Raw genomic sequence first — 20,058 nt, forward strand, 5'->3', positions numbered from 1 at the left:
ATCATACACTTCCATTTGATTGTTTTGAACTTAATCAAGATTCAATCGGATTTAGAGATATGACCACTCCCCAAGCGAGCTAATTGGGCTGTAGAGGATGGGCAGGGGCAGGCAAACAGGGAAAGATGATGCAAGGGAAACCCCACAGTATGTTGAAGACGGCTCTGAGATTGATACAAAAGGAAGGGCGCACGAAAGTAGCGTAAAAAAGACACCGGTTTGAGGCCGGTGTCTGGCGATAGAGAGGACTGTAGACTATATTTTCTTCGCTAACCATTTAAAGAATTTTGGGAACTTTGATTTGCTAATAATGGCTTCATCACTCTCCCAGTCATAAATAACGCCATCTTTTAATTCAAATTTTATATATTCAAGCTTTAAAATTAACTTATAAAGTTCATTGAATAAGTCCTCGTAGGTTTCCCCTCCTGAAACTTCTATCTTTTCTACTCTGGATTTTTGCATCGAATATTTTTCTGAATATTCAAGTGCTAAACGTTTTTCAAGTAGAGCATCAGCCTCATTAAGCTTCCTTGTTAGCTCTTTTATTATGAGTTCCTTCTCCTCAACTTGTTTTTGTAAGCTACGTTGGACAAGATTAAACTCAATTGCAAGGTCTTTTTTGTGGGCAACCGTTTCAGGGCTGACTTTCATAAGATATTTAATTAATAAATCGTCATATTTTTTATTTCTACGTATAGTTGAGCTAGCAACAGGTTGCCCTTCCTCTTCGCTAAGTTTTTTAGCAACATATTCACTTAGTTTTGTCCTGTTAGGGAACTTTACTTTAAGAGGGATCAGCTCCATTAATATTTTTGAGATTCTTTCTGCCCGAGCATCAGTGGTCTCGGAATAATATGCTTGTAGTGATTTAGCCTTGTCTTTATTCGATATTTTCATTTGAACTCACCAATTTTGATGCTTGAGGTAATCAAAGCTGGATTTGTTAGCTTTTTAGCCAGTTGAGTTTCATTTATTCTATTCGTATCACATATAATTTTAATTAACCGAAGGGCTACTTCTGCTTCGCTATTTGAGTTATCTTCCAGTATTTCAATAGCTTCAATGTTCTTATTCATAAGAGCAGTAAGTTGGCGATTAAGCTTGCTCGCTTCTCGCTCAAGCTTGGGGGAGGTGATTGTACTAACACCATCTGACTCTATGAGTCTATCAATGATGTTTTGCCCCGAAAAAGAACCTGATATATGTTTCACCAATTTATCATTTTTTGAGCCAGTATAGAAATTACGAGAGTTAATATGGGTGGACAAAAACTGATGCCGCGCATACCATCCACTTACTGATTTTATAATTAATTGCCTGTCCCTTTTTAGGCTCTCTTTTTCTGCATTCAAGAGATTTGATCCATTTTTTATTTGCTTGGTTAAATCTACTGCAATATCTCCGAGCCTTTTCAATTCAACGCCAATAGCAACCGCATGGTCACAGCAGATGATAGCGTAAGGACAGATTGCACAACACTTTTCACCAGCTAGGGCTGCTATGACATCTTTAGGGCATTCATTATTAAATGGACATATGTGTGTTCTGTTGAATGATATTTCGTTTGCTGATGCTTGAGATAGTGTCTCAATAGGTGAGCGCATACCGCTAACTGCGATTGAAGACATACTGTGGCAACCGAAGTCGTTGATGGCTGTACCTTGTTCATGCCTTTTTAGGTATTCATTTTCATCAACTCGAATTTCATTGATAGACGCAATTCTGGCAGTTTCATTGCGATTCTGATCTAGAATTGATGGGGGGAATTGCTTTTTAAGACCACTTGCATCATGAATTGATCTGATTAAAGCTGATTCCTCATGTGTGTTTATTGTGTAATATCCTACAACTTTTTCTGATTGTCCGGTACAAATCTCACCTACCGCTTTTGGACTCGCCAGCACGGAACAAACGCTGTCAAAAGTGACCCTGAGAGAATGTGGAGTCCATACTACTGCACGCTTAAGTGGAGTGAATGCATGTCCTACTCCGGTGGACTTGTTTCTCAATGTTGCTGTGTAGTCTTGTTCCGCATGAACAAAGTTCTTCGTGTTTCTAAATGTTGTTTGGTTTGCATACAATGGAAGCCAATATAGAGAAGATTCAAAATCTATTTGTTCTCGATTTTCCAGCATCATTTTTTTGTTATGTGCTAGTAGGCACTTTTCAAACTCAAGCAGTAAATGCAACAAAAAACTGCTCTCGCGGCCTCTTTGGGTGTTATGATAATGTGAGGTATTTAGCGGAGTTCTTTGTAACAATGGGAGGATCGTAGGCCACTTTGAAGAGCTCTCTCCATTGTAATGGATTGGTTCGTTAAAACCGACTCTATTAACTTTCATTCTTAGCCGTGCTGCTCGATCTAAGAGGCGCATAACATGACCTGGAATTTGACTTGTATATGGCTCTGTTTTTGCCTTGTCGGTGTTGACGTATAAGTCTACAAAATCGTCATCTGTATATTCATTCTTGCAGCATTTAGAATAGTTTCTGACATCCAACCATAGGATATTTGAGTCTCTCAAACCGCTCCATGCCATTACAGTCATGTTTACCAGTCCATGATACTGAGTAAACTTAACAGGATCCCTCCAGTCTTCAATATTGAAATCTTGCAACCACGAAGCATTAAATTCTTCTATATGAACCTTGTGTTCTAACCACTCGATAGTTTTATTTACCTTGAAGTTATGTTTGTTTTTTCCTTTGTTGAAAATGACATTCTCTGCATTATCGAGAACTACTTTCGTTACTTCACAGAGATACATGCGAAGCAATATCCAATAGTCTAAACTAATCTTTTCTTTTACTGTATGCTTATATGAATAACCCTTATGTGAATCTTTATCGAAATCCGAAATCGGGTTTGATTCTAATTTACATGCAGGAACCCCTGAAAACTTAGAAATTATATAGTCAAAATATCTCTGAATACCAGCTATTGTATCTCGTCCGGCATTGGTTTTTAAATAACCTTTAGATGCGCTCTTTTCTTCTGTGATTGCGTAGATGTAATCCAATAGTCCAACTGGATAGATTGTGCCTTCATGCTCACCAAAATGTGCATGCTCCATTGTCTGTGATTGTGATACGAAAACAAAGCTTAGAAATTCTGCCGGCGAGGAAGGGTATTTAATCGGTGTGTTTGGATGACTCCTAAAAAATGTAGGAAGGTAGTCAAAGAGATAAGAATTTAGGTATGCCAATCTAGATTCGTGTGTTTTTTTTGTTCCTGATTCGGTTGCTGATGCCACGAAATCTAGTTGAGTCTTCTTCCAATAATTATCCTGTGATAATTCAGATGGCCGAAAGCTAGACAAACTAGCTCTAATCGAAAATGTATATTCACCAAATGAAATTACGGAAATTTCTCGAAGGGCTGTTTCAATTTCATATTCTTGTGCATTAATATTATTGTTAGTTAGCTTTTTTACATCACTGGCGGTTGATGTAACTTTTATAAGATTTTTTTCCCTATTTTTATCCAAAGGTGATTCTATGACAAATGAGTTCCTAGCTATTGCTTTTTCATATTCTGTGCTCAATGTGGAACCGTTTGCTGAATCTAACATCTCCAAAATGATTAAGTACGTGACAGTGCTTATTTTGTTTTGAAGATCATTGGTTGATATGTAGTACCTAGCAGCCTCTTCATTAGCATTATAATATTCGATTAGAATATCTACGGAAACGCTATCCAATGAACTGGTTTTAGAGTATGTTAACGCCTCTATCATATTCATTGCCGCACGCTGCCTAGTTGAGCGCTTATCATTGCTTAAATCATCTATGAAAGGTCTATATTTTTCAGGTAAAAACTCTCTTAGCTCTGCATATCTAGGAGGCGTGGATGCCATGTAAACATGAGCCACACTGCTAACAATTAAACCTCGCACATAGAACCATCTAAATACATTTGGTGTCGCAGGGAGGTGTATTTGATGCCCGAAGCGTAGAGAAATATGCCCTTCAAATGAAAGATGGATAAACAGAAAGCTAATGATCAGGTAGATCATCGAGTCTGCTTTTTGACCATGAGTATGGTTCACTCCAATGAACCTGACCATATTTATTTTGTTTTCTATTGAGCTATCATTCTTTTTGAAATACAGTGATACGTCTTCAATGTGTTTAAGCCAGTTATATCTTCTAAGGCTTGCCAATACTAACTTTGTAAGGTATTCACTACGACAGTTATTCCAGTCATATTCATAATCTTCATCAAACGCTTGCTGCAACCATTTTTCAGCACAAGCGGTTGCATCATTAATATTTGTTATGATTTTTGTATCAACTCTCATGACTTAGTTCCCGCAATCAGATCTGAAATGATTTTTTGTTTATGCTCCAAAAGCATATTTTTGTCACTGTTAATTGATTTGTTTTGCAAAACAAGATTGGCTAATCTCATTTTTTCTTGAGCTACTATTTTGTCTGTAACCGCATATTTTTTTGTTGATTCAATATTTGCATGCCCCATCATATTTTGGACTTCGAGAAGACTAAAAGAGTGTCCATCTGCTGTTCTATGAAAATTTAATAGCCAGTATCCGTAGAAGTGGCGGAGTGAATGTAATGTATATCTTTTATCTATGTTGTTTTTTAATGGACATTCTATAGTCTCTTGAGTCTTTTTAAACGAACTACCTCTATTAGATCTAGACGTTGCGAAAAGCGGTCTGCCACGGCTGCGGTTTGAATTAGTAACAAATAGATAGTTATGTTCGAGACCTTTTGGTCTTTCAAGTCGAAGGTATTTTGTGATGGACTCAAAAAATATTTTATTGAATGGATAAATAAAGTAAGCTTCTTCTGTCTCTCTTCCCTTAAAGGATAATCTATTTATATCTTCATCCTTTATGCCTTCGAAGCACTCGATTCGATTGCGATAAGAGAAAACGTTGAGAGTTTCATTCACAATATCGACATCTGTAACAAGAAGCTGTGTCGCCTCACTGACCCGCAGACCAGTTCCAAACATCAGTGCCCATAGAGCTCTATCTCGGTAGGTCGGGGCTGCATCAAGGAGCGGCTCTATATGTGATACAGGGAAGTATTTGTATTCAGCCGTATGTCCGCCTTTTGGCAAGGCTTTAATGCTAAATAAACGAGTTTTTGTGTACTTTGCTCCACCGCGCATTACCTGGCAAAGAACGGATTGCTGTTGTAATCGCTTTCGTTCTGAAAGGCTTAATTTTCTTCGTGTAAGCAATTCTGCATGGATGTTCTCTGAGGGAACATCTATGTCAATGAGACCTAGCATTTTGGCCTCTTTGAGTTTTTGGTGAGCGTTAGCAGATGCGTCAATAAAGCCGTTCACAGAGCTCAGATTGCGATTGGCACTCTGTGGCTTGATTGGGGTATGGCCTGTAGCTGTAGCCGTGTCTCGCGCGATTGGTGCTGACGAATTGCTGCCGAGTGTCAGGTAAACAGGGTAGGACAGTATGATCTCTGCAAGTAGTGTGCTGTCGGTCTTCGCTCTTTGCTCAAAGAACAACTCCTGAGCGTTGATTACGTATTCAAGGAAAACCTTAAGGTCAGCAGCAATTGCATCAATTGTGTTCTGGGAACGCTTCTGATTGGCTACTTGCTCAGAAATTATTGTATGCAAATAGTCTGCATAGAAAGGGATGCTCTCTCCAGTCTCTGTGTCTAGAAGGTCATACCCCTTCATTCCAAGAGAGCCAATGCCAATTGCGACCTTTGCAAGTTTGCGCACCAAATCACCTTTGCACGTATCATTATGGAGTGCAATAGTAGTTTGCTTGTGCTCTTAGTGCAATAGATGAGCTGATAGATAAAAAAAAGGTGATACGCGTTTAAGCGAATCACCTTTACTTTTTCCATACAACGCATTGTTTTATGGAGGAAAATTCCGAGACGGTGGGGCACGATCCCACAACCTTCCCCTTAGGAGGGGGATGCTCTATCCAATTGAGCTACGCCTCGATAACAACCTACTCTATCATGTTTTCTATTGCACTAAAACCTATAGTACATAAGAACCTGCGACCTCGCCCTTAGGAGGGGCGCGCGCTATCCAGCTGTGCCACTGGGACGTGCGCGCATTATATAAAAAAACCAATAAAAATAAACAACTGCATAGATTTGTTTATCCAGTTGCTTACATTCTGGCCGATTTATGCATTTGTTGAGATCAAGCAGTGATCCGGCAATGAGCCGATGCAATAGATGTAATAAAAGATGGGGCCTGTGGGCCCCATTCTTGTTTGGTGGAGTTCAGGTTTGGCCGTGGAACATCTGGCCCGGACAGGACAGCGCCTCGAGAGGGCTGGGTGATGATGTGTGCGTTGTAGTTTTATTACGTTTTCCGTGAAAGGCTTTCAGCAATTACTTGCCGTAGCTGAAGTAATATTCACGGGTGGATGGGGCATAGGCATCTTTCTCTACAATGCCGTTCTTGGTGGTTGCACCCTTAAGGTGGAACAGGACTGCCAGATTCTCAAACATGGTTTACCTCATCGCTCTGTCATTTATGGTTATGGTGTGTGACCTGGGTCACGGTTTGATCCTATGGTCATCTGTGAGCCAGATCAACTTTTTGTGTTGTAAATTTACAAAAGTCATGGAAAGGGTTTTCAAATGCAATGCCCTTTATGGAAAGGCTTTCCCGGGGTGACGGGTGAGAAGTTGATTACCAGTCAGCAAAAGAGGTCTTCGAGCGGGTGCGTTGCATGGGGAAAGCGGCTTGCTGCGCGACCGCTCCTTTATAGGGGCCTGAGCCGATTTGTGACATAAAACAGAGAGATAGCACGAGCTTTGCTGGTAAAAACAGCGAACTGCTGCAATTTTGACTAAACGAATCAATCGCGGTTATTTTAGGGTTGACAGCAAAGCGGGTGATGCCTATCATGCGCCTCCGTTGCCGGAGATAACTTCGTCAGCGCCGAGGTGAGTTGGGGTTATAGCTCAGCTGGGAGAGCGCTTGCATGGCATGCAAGAGGTCCGCGGTTCGATCCCGCGTAGCTCCACCAAATTCTCCTCGAACAATCTGGAATCAAAGGGGTTATAGCTCAGCTGGGAGAGCGCTTGCATGGCATGCAAGAGGTCCGCGGTTCGATCCCGCGTAGCTCCACCAGATTCCTGATTGTATTGAATACCCAGGGCAGTGCGGTGTGTATCACCCAGGCCAACCTTTGTGGGGTTATAGCTCAGCTGGGAGAGCGCTTGCATGGCATGCAAGAGGTCCGCGGTTCGATCCCGCGTAGCTCCACCACTATTTAGGATGAATGGCCGCCAGAACCATTTGTTCAGTGCCGATTATGGGGCTATAGCTCAGCTGGGAGAGCGCCTGCTTTGCACGCAGGAGGTCTGCGGTTCGATCCCGCATAGCTCCACCAAATTCAGAATGGCTGCCGGTCATTCACACAAATCGGGGTTATAGCTCAGCTGGGAGAGCGCTTGCATGGCATGCAAGAGGTCCGCGGTTCGATCCCGCGTAGCTCCACCAATTTCTTGTGACAAGAAGCTAAAAGGCCACCGCATCGCGGTGGCCTTTTTGTTTTCTCCATTATTTAATTCCTCCCTGTTTTTGCTGCTTTCATTTGTAAATCCAATGACCTGAATGAAAAAAAACCGCGAGACTCGCTGGCTTTACAAAGAATGTTGAGATCTCCGCCGATCTCGGGCGCGCTGGTGAAGTAGTTGAGCACGTTAAAGCTACCGACTCACAGGTCGCTGCTGGGAGTCCGAGCCGGTGCGCGCTGGCGGAGCCTGTGCCCTGAATGGTCGCTCTGGTGGAAAATGCGTCTGCCTTTCCTGGCGGGCAGTCTCTATACTAGAGTCGATTAATAATTCAGATGGATATCAGCGTATGGCGAGTATATTGGATTCCGTTGATCAACGAACTCAGCTGGTGGGGGAAAACCGCCTCGAGTTGTTGATGTTTCGTCTCGGCACCCGCCAGATGTTCGCCATCAATGTTTTCAAGGTGCGGGAAGTGGTGAAGTTACCCCATCTCAGCAAGATACCCGGCTCCCATCACAATATCAGTGGGGTGGCCAATATCCGCGGTACCTCTATCCCGGTGATCAACTTGCGCAGCGCCATCGGCATGCGCCCCATGCCCATCGACAGCGAGTCCAACCTCATCATCACCGAATACAACCGTACCATTCAGGGCTTTCTGGTGGGACAGGTTGCCAACATAGTGAACATGACCTGGAAGGATATCCTGCCACCGCCGCGCTCTGCCGGGCGTGCCAACTACCTCACCGCCATCACCCGCATCCCGGAAGATGGCGTTGATCAGATCGTCGAGATCATCGACGTGGAGAAGGTGCTGGCAGAGATCATCACCTATGACATCCGCATCTCGGAAGAGGTGCTGGATCGGGAGATCCTGCCCGAGATGCATGGTCGCAAGGTGCTGATCGTCGATGACTCCAGCACCGCCCGCAATCAGGTGCGTGAGACCCTGTGTCAGCTGGGGCTCGAGGTTATCGAGTGTCAGGATGGCTTGCAGGCGCTGACCCTGCTCAAGGGATGGTGCGATGCAGGCAAGAAGGTGACCAACGAGATCCTGCTGATGATCACCGATGCCGAGATGCCTGAGATGGACGGCTACCGGCTGACCCACGAGGTACGCAGCGATCCGCGTATGTCGGATCTCTTTATCACCCTCAACACCTCCCTGAGCGGCAACTTCAACGAAGCCATGGTCAAGAAGGTGGGCTGTGACCGCTTTATCTCCAAGTTCCAGCCCGACCTGCTGGTGGGTGTTGCGCAGGAGCGGCTGCGTCAGATGCTGGAAAGCTGACCGACACCAGCCCGGTGGTCAGCCATGCCAACGAGGAGGGCGGGAGAGGCCGGAATCGCTGGTAACTCCTTGGCTTCTATTCCAACACTGCCAAATCCCCATTCTGGATGTTAAACGGCGAATATTTGTTCTGGCTGCTGATGATGGCGCCATCGTCGAAGACCTGCACGACTTCGAACAAGCCGTCGGCCGGGTTGCGCATCATCCGTGACTTGCCGTAGGGGTCGATAAAGTCGGCGTTGTGCTGGATGCGGAACTGGTCGCCGAGCTTGACCCCGTTGCGCCGGCCCAGATTGATGTGGGGGCCGCGCTCGTTCTGGCCGACCACCCGGGCGGTGACAGGCGCACAGGTGAGTTGGGCCACCAGATCCTGAGCCGCCTGCTGCAGCTGGTAGTTGACCTCCTGGCCGTAGCTTGACTGCCAGAACTGGCCGCTGCTACTGCCCACCCGGTCCCGCTTGCCGAAGGTCCAGGTGGCGCGCCCTTCATAGACCTTGCGGTTGATCAGACTGCCGTTGATGCCGTCGAACAGGTAGATCTGCATGCGAAAGTTGCGCACGGGATCCTCATACCAGCGGGTCAGCTGATTGCCCTGCGGCTCGATGGAGAGATCGTCGATGCTGCCGAGTACCAGATACTGGCTGTCGGTGCGCAGGCTGAGCGCCTTGATCTCCTCGAGGGCGCTGCGATCCCCCTGTTGCAGGTGGAGCGGGTCGATGCGCAGGTTTTCATCCAGCCATTGACGCACCGCGACCCCTTGCGGCGCGTTGGCGAGGGTTTCGAACAGCCGGCGCGAGAGGTTCTCCGGCATGTCGTCCATGGCGCCGTAGCTGGCCTGATCCGGATAGCGCATCCGCAGCCTTACCAGTGTCAAATCCTTGGCGAAGTGCTGGGTCTGGCAGAGCTGGCGCTCGGCCTGAATGTCGGCCACTAGCGTGATGTACATGCGGCCGTTGCGTACCTCTTCCCGCTTGAGCCGGTATTGGCGAATATCGCCACCGGAGCGGATCTGGATCTGCTCGGATCGCAGAGTGCCATTTTCCAGACGCTGGACGCTGGAGACGGCGGCACCGCTTGCCAGCAGCGCCTGACGCAGGGCGTCGCGGGTCGCCAGCTCGCGGGCATAGACTTCATCGCCCCCCAGAATGGCGGCGCTGCCCTGCGCTTCGATAAGCTCGGCGCGGGCGCTCAGGCTGGCCAGCAGCAGGGTCAACAGCAGCGGTAATTTCATGGCAAATACCTTGAGTTGGCGGGCCGCCGAGCCATTTTGAGGAAATGGCATCTGCTGGCCGACATGGATCACAACACTTTCCAAGTGGCAGCGCACGTTGGCGCTGACGATGACCATTAAAAAGCAAGAATCATGCCTCACTCCTGGCTCAAGCTTTGTCTGACGGTTCCGATAACAAGTCAGGTACAGATACAGGAACTGGTATCCATGAACAAACTCATTACGGCGTTAGCGCTCGTCCTGGCATTGACCGGGTGCGGCTCCGACCCTATTAATCGGGATCAGGGGGAGCCCCGCCAGGCAGTGCAGGGGATGGAACTCAACTGGCTGGTGGCGCGCATGACTGATCAGCTGATGGAGCGCAAATCGCTGACCACCCTGACCGAACCCATCGCGGTGGCCTCTTTCGTCGATCTCGACACCCTGCAGGATACCAACTGGATGGGGCAGCAGATTGAGGAGAGCTTTATCTACGAGCTCAATCGTCGCGGCGAGGTGGTGGTGGACTTCAAGCTGACCGGCAGCATCAAGGTGACCCCCCAGGGGGATTTCGTACTGAGTCGCAACTACAAGGAGCTCTCTTCCCGTTTGCCCATCTCCCGTATTCTGGTCGGCACCTTCAGCCGCAACAAGCAGGGGATCCTGGTCAACGCCCGTATCATTGACATGCGTACCAAGATGGTAGAAACCACGGCCCAGAGCCTGGTGCCACAACAATATCTGGTCGGTGCCAACAACTCGTTTGGCCGGGCATCGATCAATCGCGGTTATCTGATGCGTGACAGTCAGGCTCGGCCGGGCGGTCATCTGGTCAATCTGACCCCGTGAGGATCGAATCATGAAGATCATGTTTGGTTGCCTGTTGGCACTCTTGCTCACCGGTTGCAGTGGTAACCGGGTGGTGGATTACACCCAGGGTGGCAAGCCCGATGATTTTCCGGTACTCAAGGCAGTGGGGTATGCGGTGATCGACATCCAGCCTGGCCCCTCTCAGTCGGAGAAGATGCTGCAAGCTATTCGTGCATCCAAGATGGATGCCTACCGCGAGCTGGCCGAACAACTCAATGGCCAGCAGGTGCGCGGCCAGAGCAGCTACCGCGATCTGACCCAGACCTCCAACTCGCTGGATGTGTCGGTGGCAGGCGTGGTACGCGGTGCCCGGGTGGTTGCCTCCTATCCGCGGGGCAATACCTATGCCACCGAGATGGAGCTCGATACCCGCGCCCTCTACAACATCAATCAGTTGATGGCGGGCCAATTCTGACCTTCTCTCGGGAAACATGTGCCGAAGAAGAGGCAAGACAAAAGGCGAACATGATGTTCGCCTTTTTGTTGCTTCGCGGGTTTGTCAGTTCAATCAGCTGCCCAGCAGAACAGGGGGCACCGTAGTCGGTTTCACGTCTTCGCTCGGGTAGCAGCCCAGCACCTTGATATAGCGGGTGATCTTGGTCAGCTCCACCAGTGCGGCCTGCATCGCCGGGGTCTGCAGGTTGGCGGAGACATCCAGATAGAACATCTCTTCCCACGGGTTGCCCTGCACCGGACGGGACTCCAGCTTGGTCATGTTGATCTCGTGGCTGCGTAGCACCAGCAACGCCTCGACCAGCGAACCCGGCTTCTGGGAGGTGGACATGATAAGGGTGGTTTTGGCCGGGATCTGCGGTGCCACGTCGATGGGCTTGCGCGCCACCACGATGAAGCGGCTGTAGTTCTCTTTCTGGTTGGCAAGCTGCTCGGCCAGCACATCCAGACCATACAGTTCGCCACCTGCGGCGCTGCCGATGGCGGCGGCCTCCGGGCTGGCCAGCTCTTTGACTTTCATCATTGCGCTGGAGGAGGAGTCGCAGATCTCGTGGCGCGCCCCTTCCAGCTTGCTGAGGTAGTGGGAGCACTGCTGGAACACCTGCGGGTGAGCGTAGAAGGTCTTGATGCGGCCAAGCTCGGTCGGCACGGCGGTGAGGATGCAGTGCTCTATGGGGTAGGTGAGCTCACCGACGATGGAGAGGCTGGTATGCTGCATCACGTCATAGACTTCGTTGATGGAGCCCGAGCTGGTGTTCTCGATGGGCAGCACGCCAAAGGCGGCGCGGCCAGACTCCACCGCATCCAGCACTTCGCGGAAGTTCTGGCAGTTCACCTCGATCACCTGATCCTTGTAGCGCGCCAGATATTTGCGGGCGGCCAGGCTGGAGTAGGAACCGCGCGGCCCCAGATAGGCGACGCTGGTCATCGGCTCCTGCTGCTCCGGGTTGAGCAGGCTCTGCAGATAGGCCTGCTGGGAGAGCACTGAGTCTTCGATGATAGTGTGGTAGATGCGGGTGATGTATTGGGCATCCAGCCCCAGAAGGCGCCCTTTCTGGATCAGGGCGACCAGCAGATCTTGCTCTCGCTGGTGGTCACGGATGGGGCGGGGGTTGGCCTGTTTGGCACGGGCCACCTCGATGCTGAGGGTCTTGCGTTTCGCCAGCAGGGCAAGCAGCTCCTGATCCAACCGGGTGATGTCTTGTCTGATCTCGTCGAGCGTTGCCATTATTGTTCCCTATCCAAGTAATTTATTGATATCAATGCAAAAAAAAGCCTCCGCTAGGGGAGGCTCGATTCGTCTTTGCTTTCTGCTCACACGACGAAAGGCCTTCCCTCAAGCGGGCCGGATAAACGAGAAAGCAAAGAAGAATGTCGCTTGCATGATCTTGATCCTCACATTAACGCCCTAACCATTAAGGGATTTGCCGGTCTGATGCAAGCAAAACTTGCCCGCGGGCGGGGATGGGGGCAGGGTATCCGGTGAAGAAAGTGGGGCATAAATGATGTTCTATTGACGCTGTTTTGGCGGCGAAAGCGCAGTGGAGGAGGTAATGACGATGGCGATTATTTTCGATTTGGGACGGGTGGTGGTGAGCTGGGATCCGGTCGGTATCGTGCGCTCGGTGCGGGGGCCCCACGGGGCTGAGCAGCTGGCGGATCAACTGTTCAACCATGGGGACTGGCTGGAGGTGGACAGAGGCACCATGTCGCTCCACACCATGGCCCGGGCAGCACAAGCGCGCACCGGCCTCTTGGCGATGGAGAATCTGGCCATTTTACAGGCGGTTCCCGCCTCCCTGCTGCCGGATCCCGCTATGCTAACCCTGATGGCCGAGCTGCACGCAGCAGGCCATTCGTTCTACGCCCTCTCCAATATGGGCCATGCCAGTATCGATTGGTTGGAGCAACATCAGGATTTCTGGCGCTTTTTCAGCGGCAAGGTGGTGTCGGCCCGGGTACGGATGATGAAACCCGAGCCGGATATCTACCGCTATCTGCTGGTGTCGTTCGACCTGAAACCGGCAGAGTGCATTTTCATCGATGACAGCCCCGCCAACATTGCGGCCGCCGAGGCCCTCGGCATCAGGGGGATCGTCTTCACCGACGCGGCGAGTTGCCGCCAGCAACTGGGTGAGCTGGGCTGTTTGCCCGCCACCGGCAAGGGGTGATGCCCCTGTGGGAGCACTATGGAGCATGGCCGGTTTCGCAACTGGTTGAGTCACTACCCCGAGGCGACACTGATCATCGCCTGCAAGGATGGCAGCGGTTATCAGCTTTGCATCGAGGCAGAAGGGGAGTGCCTCTGCCTGACCGACAGTGAGGGGGGGCGCTTGACGTTCAGCTCGCTGGATCAGGCGCAGGGTTTCTTGCTAGCTCATCGGGTGCATCAGGCAAGATTGCGAATTTATGACGCCCAAAGTGAGCAGATGGCAGCCGAATCGCAGGACATCATCATCAAGTTTTAATTTTAACCAGACTATTTAAGGGTCTATTCAGCTTATTTCCCGCACAATAAGCCACCTGTTTATCATCCGGAGCCGTTTAATGGGGGCCAATGTTGTTGCCCTGAATCAGGGATATGATCACTCTTTTCAAGCCAGGGAACAGCTGCTGATTGAGCGACTGGCAAATTTTGACGAGTTGGTTGTCTCTTTTTCCGGGCGGTTGGAATCCTGTTACAGCATCGATTTGTGCCGTGCCAGCGGGGTCAAGATCCGCGCCATCACCCTCGATAACCCGACCCGCAGCCGCAGTGAAGTGGCCCGGACTCAGCGTTATTGCCAGCGTTACGGCATCGAGCACTGGATCATCAAGAGCGACGAGATCATCTTCTGTGATCGCCTGCCGAATATGGAGGGGTTGATCGACCCGGTGCGCCGCATTGGTGTGTATGTGCAGGCTCGTCTGGAATGGGCTCATCTGCCGTTGTTGATCCCGGCGGCGGTCGAAGAGCGGGATGACTATCTTGCCCAGTTCGGGTCCCTGCCTGCTAACACCATCTGGTTTTTTGCCGACAACGAAGTGATGAGCCGCGACTTTCGCTATGGTTTCAACAAGCGCCAGCTTAGTCGCTGGGGCAAGGGGGGCAACGGTTGCCTGAGCAATCGCTTCACCAATCCACGGCAGTTGAAGCTGCGTTATCTGCGAATGGTGGATCAGGCTGAACAGATGCTGGCCGACATGGGGCTGGATGAGGCGCAGGTCTTTTTCCATACCCTGTGCGACGGCGCTACCACCCTGGCCCGGGTGCGCCTGCCCGAGCATCAGCGTGCCCAAGCCTTTGATAGGCAATCGGATATTCTCTCTGTTCTCAAGGGCGTCGAGTTCGATCTGGTTACCCTGGATATGGCGCATCAAGTGCGGCACGATCTTGCCATCTAGCCTGTGGGCGGCGATGCGGGAGCCAGAACGTGAGTGCTGTCATAGGCAAGGGGCGGCTGGACTGTTTATACTGTCGCCCTTTCACCCGTTATCGAGCTTCGCCTTATGAAACCCTTCTCCCGTCTGCTGATTGCCCTGTGTCTCTCCCCCGTGCTGGCGCAGGCAGCCTCCCTTTCTCAGGTGACGCTGCCCGATGGTCGGCAGATTCAACTCAACGATGACTTCACCTGGGAGTATCTGGTGGTCAAACCGGCCGAACCCGAGCAGGGCGTGGTCGCTGATGGGAAGGCGGGAGCCGTGGTGGCGGTTGCAGCTCCGGTACTGACCGAGCAGGCCAAGACCAACCCCGAATTGCTGTCACAAGCGGCGCGCGATGGTGTGGTGGTCAAGCTGGACAAGGTCGGGGGATCTGACCCGTTGGCACTGACCTTTATGGTGAGCAATACCGGCAACCGCAATGTAGTCGGGGTGCGTGGCATGGTGACCCTGTTCAGTGCTGACGGAGTGCAGCTGAGTCGTCAGGAGGCCCGTTTCTGGGTCGCCGAGAATCGCCTGCCGGAGACCTATCTGCGCAAGGGGCAAGCCCGTCTGTCGCTGGCCCTCGAGATCCCCCGTCCTGCCGGATTGGTCGATCAACCGTTGGTCAGGGTCGAAATTGATGAGGTGGTCTTCCGCTGATTGTTCGCCGCACCGGCCCATTTACACCGTTTGGGCTGGCAACGTGTTGCCGCTGACACCCAGGGCAATAGCTGCTTACATCTGTCATGGCGTTGCAACTCCAGCATGGGTGTTAAGTACAGCCTCTGCCCCTCTTTCCAGTAGTCTCTAGTGTCTTGATTGTAGCCATGGCGTTTGCCATGGTTTTTTTTCGTTTTTCGGTGATCCCTTTTTTCTCCTTGTGTCGTATCAGTCGCAAATAGTTATACAGCTTTTGTTTTTTTGTATAACTGCTATAACTGAATCAATGCTTATACAAGGAGCGCCATCATGAACAAGATTAAAGTCGGAATCAGTGCTTGCCTGCTGGGACAAGAGGTGCGTTTTGACGGGGGCCACAAGCGCTCCAGCTTCTGCGAACGGGATCTTGGCGCTCACTTTGACTATCACCCCGTCTGCCCCGAGATGGCTATCGGTCTGGGGGCTCCCCGTGCCGCCATCCGGCTGGTCAAGCGCAACGGCGAGATCCGTGCCGAGGCGAGCAATGGTAGCTTCGATGTCACCGAACAGCTGATTGCCTTCAGTGAGCAGAAGGCACGCCAGCTCGACTTCATCTCCGGTTATATCCTCTGTGCCAAATCCCCCAGCTGCGGCATGGAGCGGGTCAAGCTCTATGGCGCCAACAACGAGGGGAGCGCCAAGGAGGGGATCGGTCTCTTTGCCAGGGCATTGATGGAGGCCAACCCCCTGCTGCCGGTCGAAGAGGATGGTCGGCTGTGTGATCCCATCCTGCGGGAGAACTTTGTGCTGCGGGTCTTCGCCTACCACGACTGGCAGCAACTCTGTGCTCGCGGCATCACCGCCTCAGCGCTGATCCGCTTCCACTCCCGCTACAAGTATCTGGTGCTCTCACATGCCACCACCCACTACCGCATGCTTGGCAAGCTGCTTGGCAATCTTGCCAAGGCCAACCTGCAGGAGGTGGCCGACAACTACATCAAGGGATTAATGACAGCGCTGACCCTGCGGGCCAACCGCCGTAGCCACACCAATGTGCTGATGCACCTGCAGGGCTACTTCAAGCGGGTGCTGACCCCGGCCCAGAAGCAGGAGCTGGCCGATACCATCGACAAGTACCGTACCGGCATCTTCCCCTTGCTGGTGCCGCTGACCCTGATCCGCCACTACCTGCGCGAGTACCCCAATCCCTATCTCGCCGAGCAGGTTTATCTGAATCCGCACCCCGATACGCTCAAGCTGCGTTACGGGCTCTGAATCCGTTCTGTTGCCCCGGTGCATGGTTTGCGCCGGGGCGCTTTACACCTCTGCTGGATGGACGTTGTCATGTCTGATTTACCGCAAGAAGTTGCTCCTCTCGCTGATGAGGGGATCTACCCCATTCGCGAGGTCTCCCGTCTCACCGGCGTCAACGCCGTGACCCTGCGTGCCTGGCAGCGCCGCTACGGTCTGGTGCAACCGGCCCGCACCGAAAAGGGCCACCGCCTCTACAGCGAGCAGGATATTCGCCAGATAGGCGAGATCCTGAGCTGGCTGGAGCGGGGGGTGAGTATCGGGCAGGTGAAGGGGCTCTTGAGCGAACCCCATTCCGAGCCGGTGAGCGATCACTGGCAGCAGACCCTGGAGCTGTTCAGTCAGGCGCTGCTTGCCTTCAACCAGCGCAAGGCGGAGGCCGAGCTCAACGATTTGCTGGCGAGCTACCCGTTCGAGCTGGTGCGCTGTCGGGTATTGCAACCGCTGGTGGAGCGGTTGCTGGGGCTGTGGCGCGAGCGGCCCGATGGCGAACTGCTGCAACAGGTGTGGCTGGGCTGGCTGCATACCCGCTTCGCCCGCCACCTGATCGAGCAGGAGAAGGGGGTCCCCGTGACCCTGGCGAGCTGGGGACAGGTCGGCCCCCTCGATCTGGTCTGGGCCGCTTACGAGCTGCTCGGTCATGGCTATGAGGTGCAACTGCTGGGGGCGGTGGAGCCGCGCCATGCCAGCCTGCTGGAAGGACGTGCGGCCACTCCCTGGCTGGTGCTGCTGGGGGCCGGGCTTGGCAAACAGGAGCTGGCCGCCGGGTGGCCCGCAGGTACGCGCCTGTTTGGCGAACTGGGTCGCCTCTACGACGATGAGTGGCTTAACGCCCACGGGTGGCAGGCGAGCCTTGCCGCGCTGATGGCGGGCGCCCCTGCTGCGGCTGGCGCCAGCGGACGCGGTAGGAAAACATCATGAAGCTGGTCTGGTTTCGCAATGATATGCGACTGGCCGACAATCCGGCGTTGCGCGCTTGTTGTGGAAAGAGTGCCTGCGCCGGTGATGAGCCGGTCGCCGCGCTCTTTATCGTCTCCCCCACCCAATGGCGGCTGCACAAGATGGCCCCGATTCGTCAGCGCTTTATATTGGCGCAGGTGGATGAATTGGGCCGTGAGCTGGCGGCGCTTGGCATTCCGCTCCATCTGCTGCGAGTGGAGACCTTTGCCGAGGTGCCTGCCGCGCTGGCAGACCTCTGCCGCGAGCAGGGGGTGACCCAGCTCTACGCCAATCAGGCTATCGAGATCGATGAGCTGCGTCGCGACCACACCGTCACTGCCGCGCTGGCAGAGCAGGCGGTGAGCTGTCACTGGTTCAACGGCTGCTGCGTGTTGCCTCCGGGGCGGGTGCTGACCGGGTCGGGGGAGATGTTCAAGGTCTTCACTCCTTTCAGCCGCGCCTGGCTCAAGGCCCTCGACGAGGATGGTTTTGTCATTCACCGCGCCCCTGCGCACCGTGGCGAGCCGCTGCCGTGGCAGCCGCTGGCCGAGCGGGCGTGGGTTGATGAGGCGCTCGGCGAGCTGACGGCAGATCTGCGCTGGCCGGTGGGGGAGGCGGAAGCCCGGCGCCGTTTGAACGACTTTCTGGAGCAGGCGGTGCTCGACTATGGCGAGACCCGGGATTTTCCTGCCATCGCGGGCACGTCCGTGCTCTCCCCCTATCTGGCGGCGGGCATCATCAGTCCCCGTCAGTGCGTGGCGGCGCTCCAGCAGCGGCTCGGCTATCGGCCCCAGTCCAAGGCCCAGCCCGGCTTTGTCTGGCTTAATGAGCTCATCTGGCGCGAGTTCTATCGCCACCTGCTGGTGCTGATCCCGACCCTCTCCATGAATCGCCCTTTCAAGGCGGAGACGGCGGCCTTGCCGTGGAGCTGGGATCCGGATGCCTTCGCCGCCTGGTGCGAGGGGCGCACTGGCTATCCTATTGTCGATGCGGCGATGCGCTGCCTCAACGCCACCGGCTGGATGCATAACCGGCTGCGGATGATAGTGGCGAGTTTTCTCACCAAGGATCTCCATATCCACTGGCGGCTCGGGGAGGATTACTTCATGAGTCGGCTGATCGATGGCGATCTGGCGGCCAACAACGGTGGCTGGCAGTGGGCGGCGGGTACCGGCGCAGATGCGGCACCCTATTTCCGGGTCTTCAACCCCACCACTCAGGGGCAACGATTTGATCCACAAGGGGAGTTTATCCGTACTTGGGTAACTGAACTGGCCGATATTCCCCCCTCTTATGTGCATCAGCCCCACGACTGGCTGCGCCTCAAGGGGCGACAGGATTATCCGGCTCCCATGGTGGATCACGCCGTTGCCCGGGTAAGAGCCATCGAGATGTTTCGCTCTCTGGAGAAATAGGATGAACGAGCCGCTGGCCCGCTTTATTGGCCTCTATCAGCAACTGGACAAACAGCAGTTGCACCGCTTGCCCGAGGTCTATGCCGAACAGGTGGTCTTTACCGACCCGGCTCACCGCATCGAGGGGCTGGCGGCCCTTGGCGACTATTTTGCCGCCCTCTATCAGCGCCTCGCCTACTGTCGCTTCGTCATCACCAGTCAGCAGCAGCAAGGGCTGCAGGCCTGGCTCGGCTGGACCATGACCTTCTCGCACCCCAGATTGCGTGGTGGTGAGCCGGTGACGGTGGAGGGGGCCACCCGCCTCGAATTCGACGAGGCGGGCAAGGTGTGCCAGCACCGGGACTATTTTGACCTGGGCGCCATGCTCTACGAGCAGTTGCCGCTGCTCGGGCCCGTAGTGCGCACTATCAAGATGAGGCTCGGCGCATGAGCGGCCGCGTGCTTATCACTGGGGCGACCTCCGGCATCGGTCGTCAACTGGCGCTGGATTACCGGCGGGCAGGCTGGCAGGTATGGGGCTGTGGTCGCGATGGCGAACGGCTGCAGGCGCTGGGGCTGGATGGCGTCACGCCGCTGCAGTTCGATGCCCGTGATCTGGCCGCAATGAGCGCGATAGCCGCTACCCTGCCATCCCTTGACCTGCTGATCCTCAACGCAGGCAACTGCGAGTACATGGATGTCGGCGATGGGTTTGACAGCGAGCTGTTTGCCCGTGTCATCGACACCAATCTGATCGCCACCGGCCATGCGCTGGCCGCCTTCTTGCCGCTGCTAGGGGCGGGATCACGGCTGGCCATCGTCAGCTCGTCGGTGAGCTGGCTGCCGCTGCCACGTGCCGAGGCCTATGGCGCCTCCAAGGCGGCCCTCGACTATCTGGCGGATACCTTGCGTCTGGATTTGGCCAGCAAAGGGATCGGAGTGACCCTGATCCGCCCCGGCTTTGTCCAGACGCCGCTTACCGCCAAAAATGATTTTCCCATGCCCTGTCTGGTGACGGTGGAGCAGGCCTCCCGCGCCATCATGGCGGGGCTGACTGC

Annotated in this window: 18 protein-coding genes, 6 tRNA genes and 1 other annotated feature; of the genes, 17 read left to right on the forward strand and 7 right to left on the reverse strand. The window is 53.0% G+C overall.

The genetic code is table 11. The annotated features are described in order from the left end of the window. Window positions 1–255: 255 nt before the first annotated feature. The 5 genes from BN1125_RS03035 to BN1125_RS18865 all read right to left on the reverse strand — a co-directional run bounded on the left by BN1125_RS03035 (window position 256) and on the right by BN1125_RS18865 (window position 6,877). Entirely contained in the window at window positions 256–900 is a 645-nt protein-coding gene (locus BN1125_RS03035; protein WP_042010612.1) for a hypothetical protein, read from the reverse strand. Further along, window positions 897–4,304 (reverse strand): hypothetical protein, encoded by a 3,408-nt coding sequence (locus BN1125_RS18855; RefSeq protein WP_156993036.1) that lies wholly within the window; start codon window positions 4,302–4,304, stop codon window positions 897–899. Before BN1125_RS18855 ends, BN1125_RS03035 begins: the two co-directional genes overlap by 4 nt. Continuing rightward, window positions 4,301–5,722: a tyrosine-type recombinase/integrase gene (locus BN1125_RS03045; protein WP_042010614.1), complete on the reverse strand. Its 1,422-nt coding sequence runs from the start codon at window positions 5,720–5,722 to the stop codon at window positions 4,301–4,303. Before BN1125_RS03045 ends, BN1125_RS18855 begins: the two co-directional genes overlap by 4 nt. A 156-nt stretch (window positions 5,723–5,878) precedes the next feature. Continuing rightward, window positions 5,879–5,952: transfer RNA gene (locus BN1125_RS03050), tRNA-Arg, on the reverse strand. A gap of 706 nt (window positions 5,953–6,658) precedes the next feature. Continuing rightward, window positions 6,659–6,877: a hypothetical protein gene (locus tag BN1125_RS18865; protein WP_156993038.1), complete on the reverse strand. Its 219-nt coding sequence runs from the start codon at window positions 6,875–6,877 to the stop codon at window positions 6,659–6,661. A 45-nt stretch (window positions 6,878–6,922) separates the two neighbouring features. On the opposite strand from BN1125_RS18865, the gene BN1125_RS03055 reads away from it, so the two are divergent. From BN1125_RS03055 to BN1125_RS03080, 6 genes are all read left to right on the forward strand, one after another. Then, window positions 6,923–6,998: transfer RNA gene (locus BN1125_RS03055), tRNA-Ala, on the forward strand. A 28-nt stretch (window positions 6,999–7,026) separates the two neighbouring features. Further along, window positions 7,027–7,102 (forward strand) — tRNA-Ala (locus BN1125_RS03060). Between the two features lie 62 nt (window positions 7,103–7,164). Next, window positions 7,165–7,240: transfer RNA gene (locus BN1125_RS03065), tRNA-Ala, on the forward strand. Window positions 7,241–7,288: 48 nt separating this feature from the next. Continuing rightward, window positions 7,289–7,364, forward strand: a tRNA-Ala gene (locus BN1125_RS03070). Between the two features lie 34 nt (window positions 7,365–7,398). Further along, a tRNA-Ala gene (locus BN1125_RS03075) sits at window positions 7,399–7,474 on the forward strand. A gap of 363 nt (window positions 7,475–7,837) precedes the next feature. Further along, a complete protein-coding gene (locus tag BN1125_RS03080) occupies window positions 7,838–8,782 on the forward strand; it encodes a chemotaxis protein CheV (RefSeq protein WP_042010615.1) in 945 nt (314 codons plus the stop codon). Between the two features lie 76 nt (window positions 8,783–8,858). On the opposite strand, the gene BN1125_RS03085 is transcribed toward BN1125_RS03080, so the two are convergent. Next, window positions 8,859–10,013, reverse strand: coding sequence for a flagella assembly protein FlgT (locus tag BN1125_RS03085; RefSeq protein ID WP_042010744.1), 1,155 nt, complete (start codon window positions 10,011–10,013; stop codon window positions 8,859–8,861). 207 nt (window positions 10,014–10,220) lie between these two features. On the opposite strand from BN1125_RS03085, the gene BN1125_RS03090 reads away from it, so the two are divergent. Together BN1125_RS03090 and BN1125_RS03095 are read left to right on the forward strand one after the other, a co-directional pair. After that, window positions 10,221–10,841, forward strand: a complete 621-nt coding sequence (locus BN1125_RS03090; RefSeq protein ID WP_042010616.1) for a FlgO family outer membrane protein — start codon at window positions 10,221–10,223, stop codon at window positions 10,839–10,841. A gap of 10 nt (window positions 10,842–10,851) precedes the next feature. Continuing rightward, the gene (locus BN1125_RS03095; RefSeq protein WP_042010617.1) at window positions 10,852–11,277 is read left to right on the forward strand and encodes an LPP20 family lipoprotein; all 426 of its coding nucleotides are present in this window, start codon (window positions 10,852–10,854) and stop codon (window positions 11,275–11,277) included. A gap of 93 nt (window positions 11,278–11,370) precedes the next feature. Here BN1125_RS03095 and pheA read toward each other — a convergent pair whose 3' ends face one another. Next, window positions 11,371–12,543 (reverse strand): prephenate dehydratase, encoded by a 1,173-nt coding sequence (gene pheA, locus BN1125_RS03100; protein WP_042010618.1) that lies wholly within the window; start codon window positions 12,541–12,543, stop codon window positions 11,371–11,373. 38 nt (window positions 12,544–12,581) lie between these two features. Beyond that, window positions 12,582–12,703 (reverse strand) — a sequence feature (Phe leader region). A gap of 171 nt (window positions 12,704–12,874) precedes the next feature. On the opposite strand from pheA, the gene BN1125_RS03105 reads away from it, so the two are divergent. From BN1125_RS03105 to BN1125_RS03145, 9 genes are all read left to right on the forward strand, one after another. After that, window positions 12,875–13,486, forward strand: a complete 612-nt coding sequence (locus BN1125_RS03105) for an HAD family hydrolase (protein ID WP_042010619.1) — start codon at window positions 12,875–12,877, stop codon at window positions 13,484–13,486. 18 nt (window positions 13,487–13,504) lie between these two features. Beyond that, on the forward strand, window positions 13,505–13,783 hold the full coding sequence (locus BN1125_RS03110) for a DUF6482 family protein (RefSeq protein WP_042010620.1): 279 nt from the start codon (window positions 13,505–13,507) through the stop codon (window positions 13,781–13,783). Window positions 13,784–13,862: 79 nt separating this feature from the next. Next, window positions 13,863–14,699 carry an adenine nucleotide alpha-hydrolase family protein gene (locus BN1125_RS03115; protein ID WP_042010621.1) on the forward strand — a complete coding sequence of 279 codons (837 nt, stop codon included), beginning with the start codon at window positions 13,863–13,865 and terminating at the stop codon, window positions 14,697–14,699. Between the two features lie 105 nt (window positions 14,700–14,804). Beyond that, entirely contained in the window at window positions 14,805–15,377 is a 573-nt protein-coding gene (locus BN1125_RS03120) for a DUF3157 family protein (RefSeq protein WP_042010622.1), read from the forward strand. A 309-nt stretch (window positions 15,378–15,686) separates the two neighbouring features. Beyond that, entirely contained in the window at window positions 15,687–16,631 is a 945-nt protein-coding gene (locus tag BN1125_RS03125; protein ID WP_042010623.1) for a YbgA family protein, read from the forward strand. Window positions 16,632–16,700: 69 nt separating this feature from the next. Further along, window positions 16,701–17,588: a MerR family transcriptional regulator gene (locus BN1125_RS03130; protein ID WP_042010624.1), complete on the forward strand. Its 888-nt coding sequence runs from the start codon at window positions 16,701–16,703 to the stop codon at window positions 17,586–17,588. Then, on the forward strand, window positions 17,585–19,021 hold the full coding sequence (phrB, locus tag BN1125_RS03135) for a deoxyribodipyrimidine photo-lyase (protein ID WP_042010625.1): 1,437 nt from the start codon (window positions 17,585–17,587) through the stop codon (window positions 19,019–19,021). Before BN1125_RS03130 ends, phrB begins: the two co-directional genes overlap by 4 nt. A gap of 1 nt (window position 19,022) precedes the next feature. Next, the gene (locus tag BN1125_RS03140) at window positions 19,023–19,451 is read left to right on the forward strand and encodes a nuclear transport factor 2 family protein (RefSeq protein ID WP_042010626.1); all 429 of its coding nucleotides are present in this window, start codon (window positions 19,023–19,025) and stop codon (window positions 19,449–19,451) included. Beyond that, window positions 19,448–20,058: SDR family NAD(P)-dependent oxidoreductase (locus tag BN1125_RS03145; protein ID WP_042010627.1), on the forward strand; the 611-nt coding region annotated here is incomplete at its 3' end. The genes BN1125_RS03140 and BN1125_RS03145, both read left to right, overlap by 4 nt.

It is taken from the genome of Aeromonas fluvialis, assembly GCF_000819885.1.
Classification (GTDB): domain Bacteria; phylum Pseudomonadota; class Gammaproteobacteria; order Enterobacterales; family Aeromonadaceae; genus Aeromonas; species Aeromonas fluvialis.

What these genes read in the sequence shown, in the direction of transcription:
- BN1125_RS03035 (WP_042010612.1), bottom strand. Translation starts at nt 900, where the DNA reads ATGAAAATATCGAATAAAGACAAGGCTAAATCACTACAAGCATATTAT.
- BN1125_RS18855 (WP_156993036.1), bottom strand. Translation starts at nt 4,304, where the DNA reads ATGAGAGTTGATACAAAAATCATAACAAATATTAATGATGCAACCGCT.
- BN1125_RS18865 (WP_156993038.1), bottom strand. Translation starts at nt 6,877, where the DNA reads ATGATAGGCATCACCCGCTTTGCTGTCAACCCTAAAATAACCGCGATT.
- BN1125_RS03080 (WP_042010615.1), top strand. Translation starts at nt 7,838, where the DNA reads ATGGCGAGTATATTGGATTCCGTTGATCAACGAACTCAGCTGGTGGGG.
- BN1125_RS03085 (WP_042010744.1), bottom strand. Translation starts at nt 10,013, where the DNA reads ATGAAATTACCGCTGCTGTTGACCCTGCTGCTGGCCAGCCTGAGCGCC.
- BN1125_RS03090 (WP_042010616.1), top strand. Translation starts at nt 10,221, where the DNA reads ATGAACAAACTCATTACGGCGTTAGCGCTCGTCCTGGCATTGACCGGG.
- BN1125_RS03095 (WP_042010617.1), top strand. Translation starts at nt 10,852, where the DNA reads ATGAAGATCATGTTTGGTTGCCTGTTGGCACTCTTGCTCACCGGTTGC.
- pheA (WP_042010618.1), bottom strand. Translation starts at nt 12,543, where the DNA reads ATGGCAACGCTCGACGAGATCAGACAAGACATCACCCGGTTGGATCAG.
- BN1125_RS03105 (WP_042010619.1), top strand. Translation starts at nt 12,875, where the DNA reads ATGGCGATTATTTTCGATTTGGGACGGGTGGTGGTGAGCTGGGATCCG.
- BN1125_RS03110 (WP_042010620.1), top strand. Translation starts at nt 13,505, where the DNA reads ATGGAGCATGGCCGGTTTCGCAACTGGTTGAGTCACTACCCCGAGGCG.
- BN1125_RS03115 (WP_042010621.1), top strand. Translation starts at nt 13,863, where the DNA reads ATGGGGGCCAATGTTGTTGCCCTGAATCAGGGATATGATCACTCTTTT.
- BN1125_RS03120 (WP_042010622.1), top strand. Translation starts at nt 14,805, where the DNA reads ATGAAACCCTTCTCCCGTCTGCTGATTGCCCTGTGTCTCTCCCCCGTG.
- BN1125_RS03125 (WP_042010623.1), top strand. Translation starts at nt 15,687, where the DNA reads ATGAACAAGATTAAAGTCGGAATCAGTGCTTGCCTGCTGGGACAAGAG.
- BN1125_RS03130 (WP_042010624.1), top strand. Translation starts at nt 16,701, where the DNA reads ATGTCTGATTTACCGCAAGAAGTTGCTCCTCTCGCTGATGAGGGGATC.
- phrB (WP_042010625.1), top strand. Translation starts at nt 17,585, where the DNA reads ATGAAGCTGGTCTGGTTTCGCAATGATATGCGACTGGCCGACAATCCG.
- BN1125_RS03140 (WP_042010626.1), top strand. Translation starts at nt 19,023, where the DNA reads ATGAACGAGCCGCTGGCCCGCTTTATTGGCCTCTATCAGCAACTGGAC.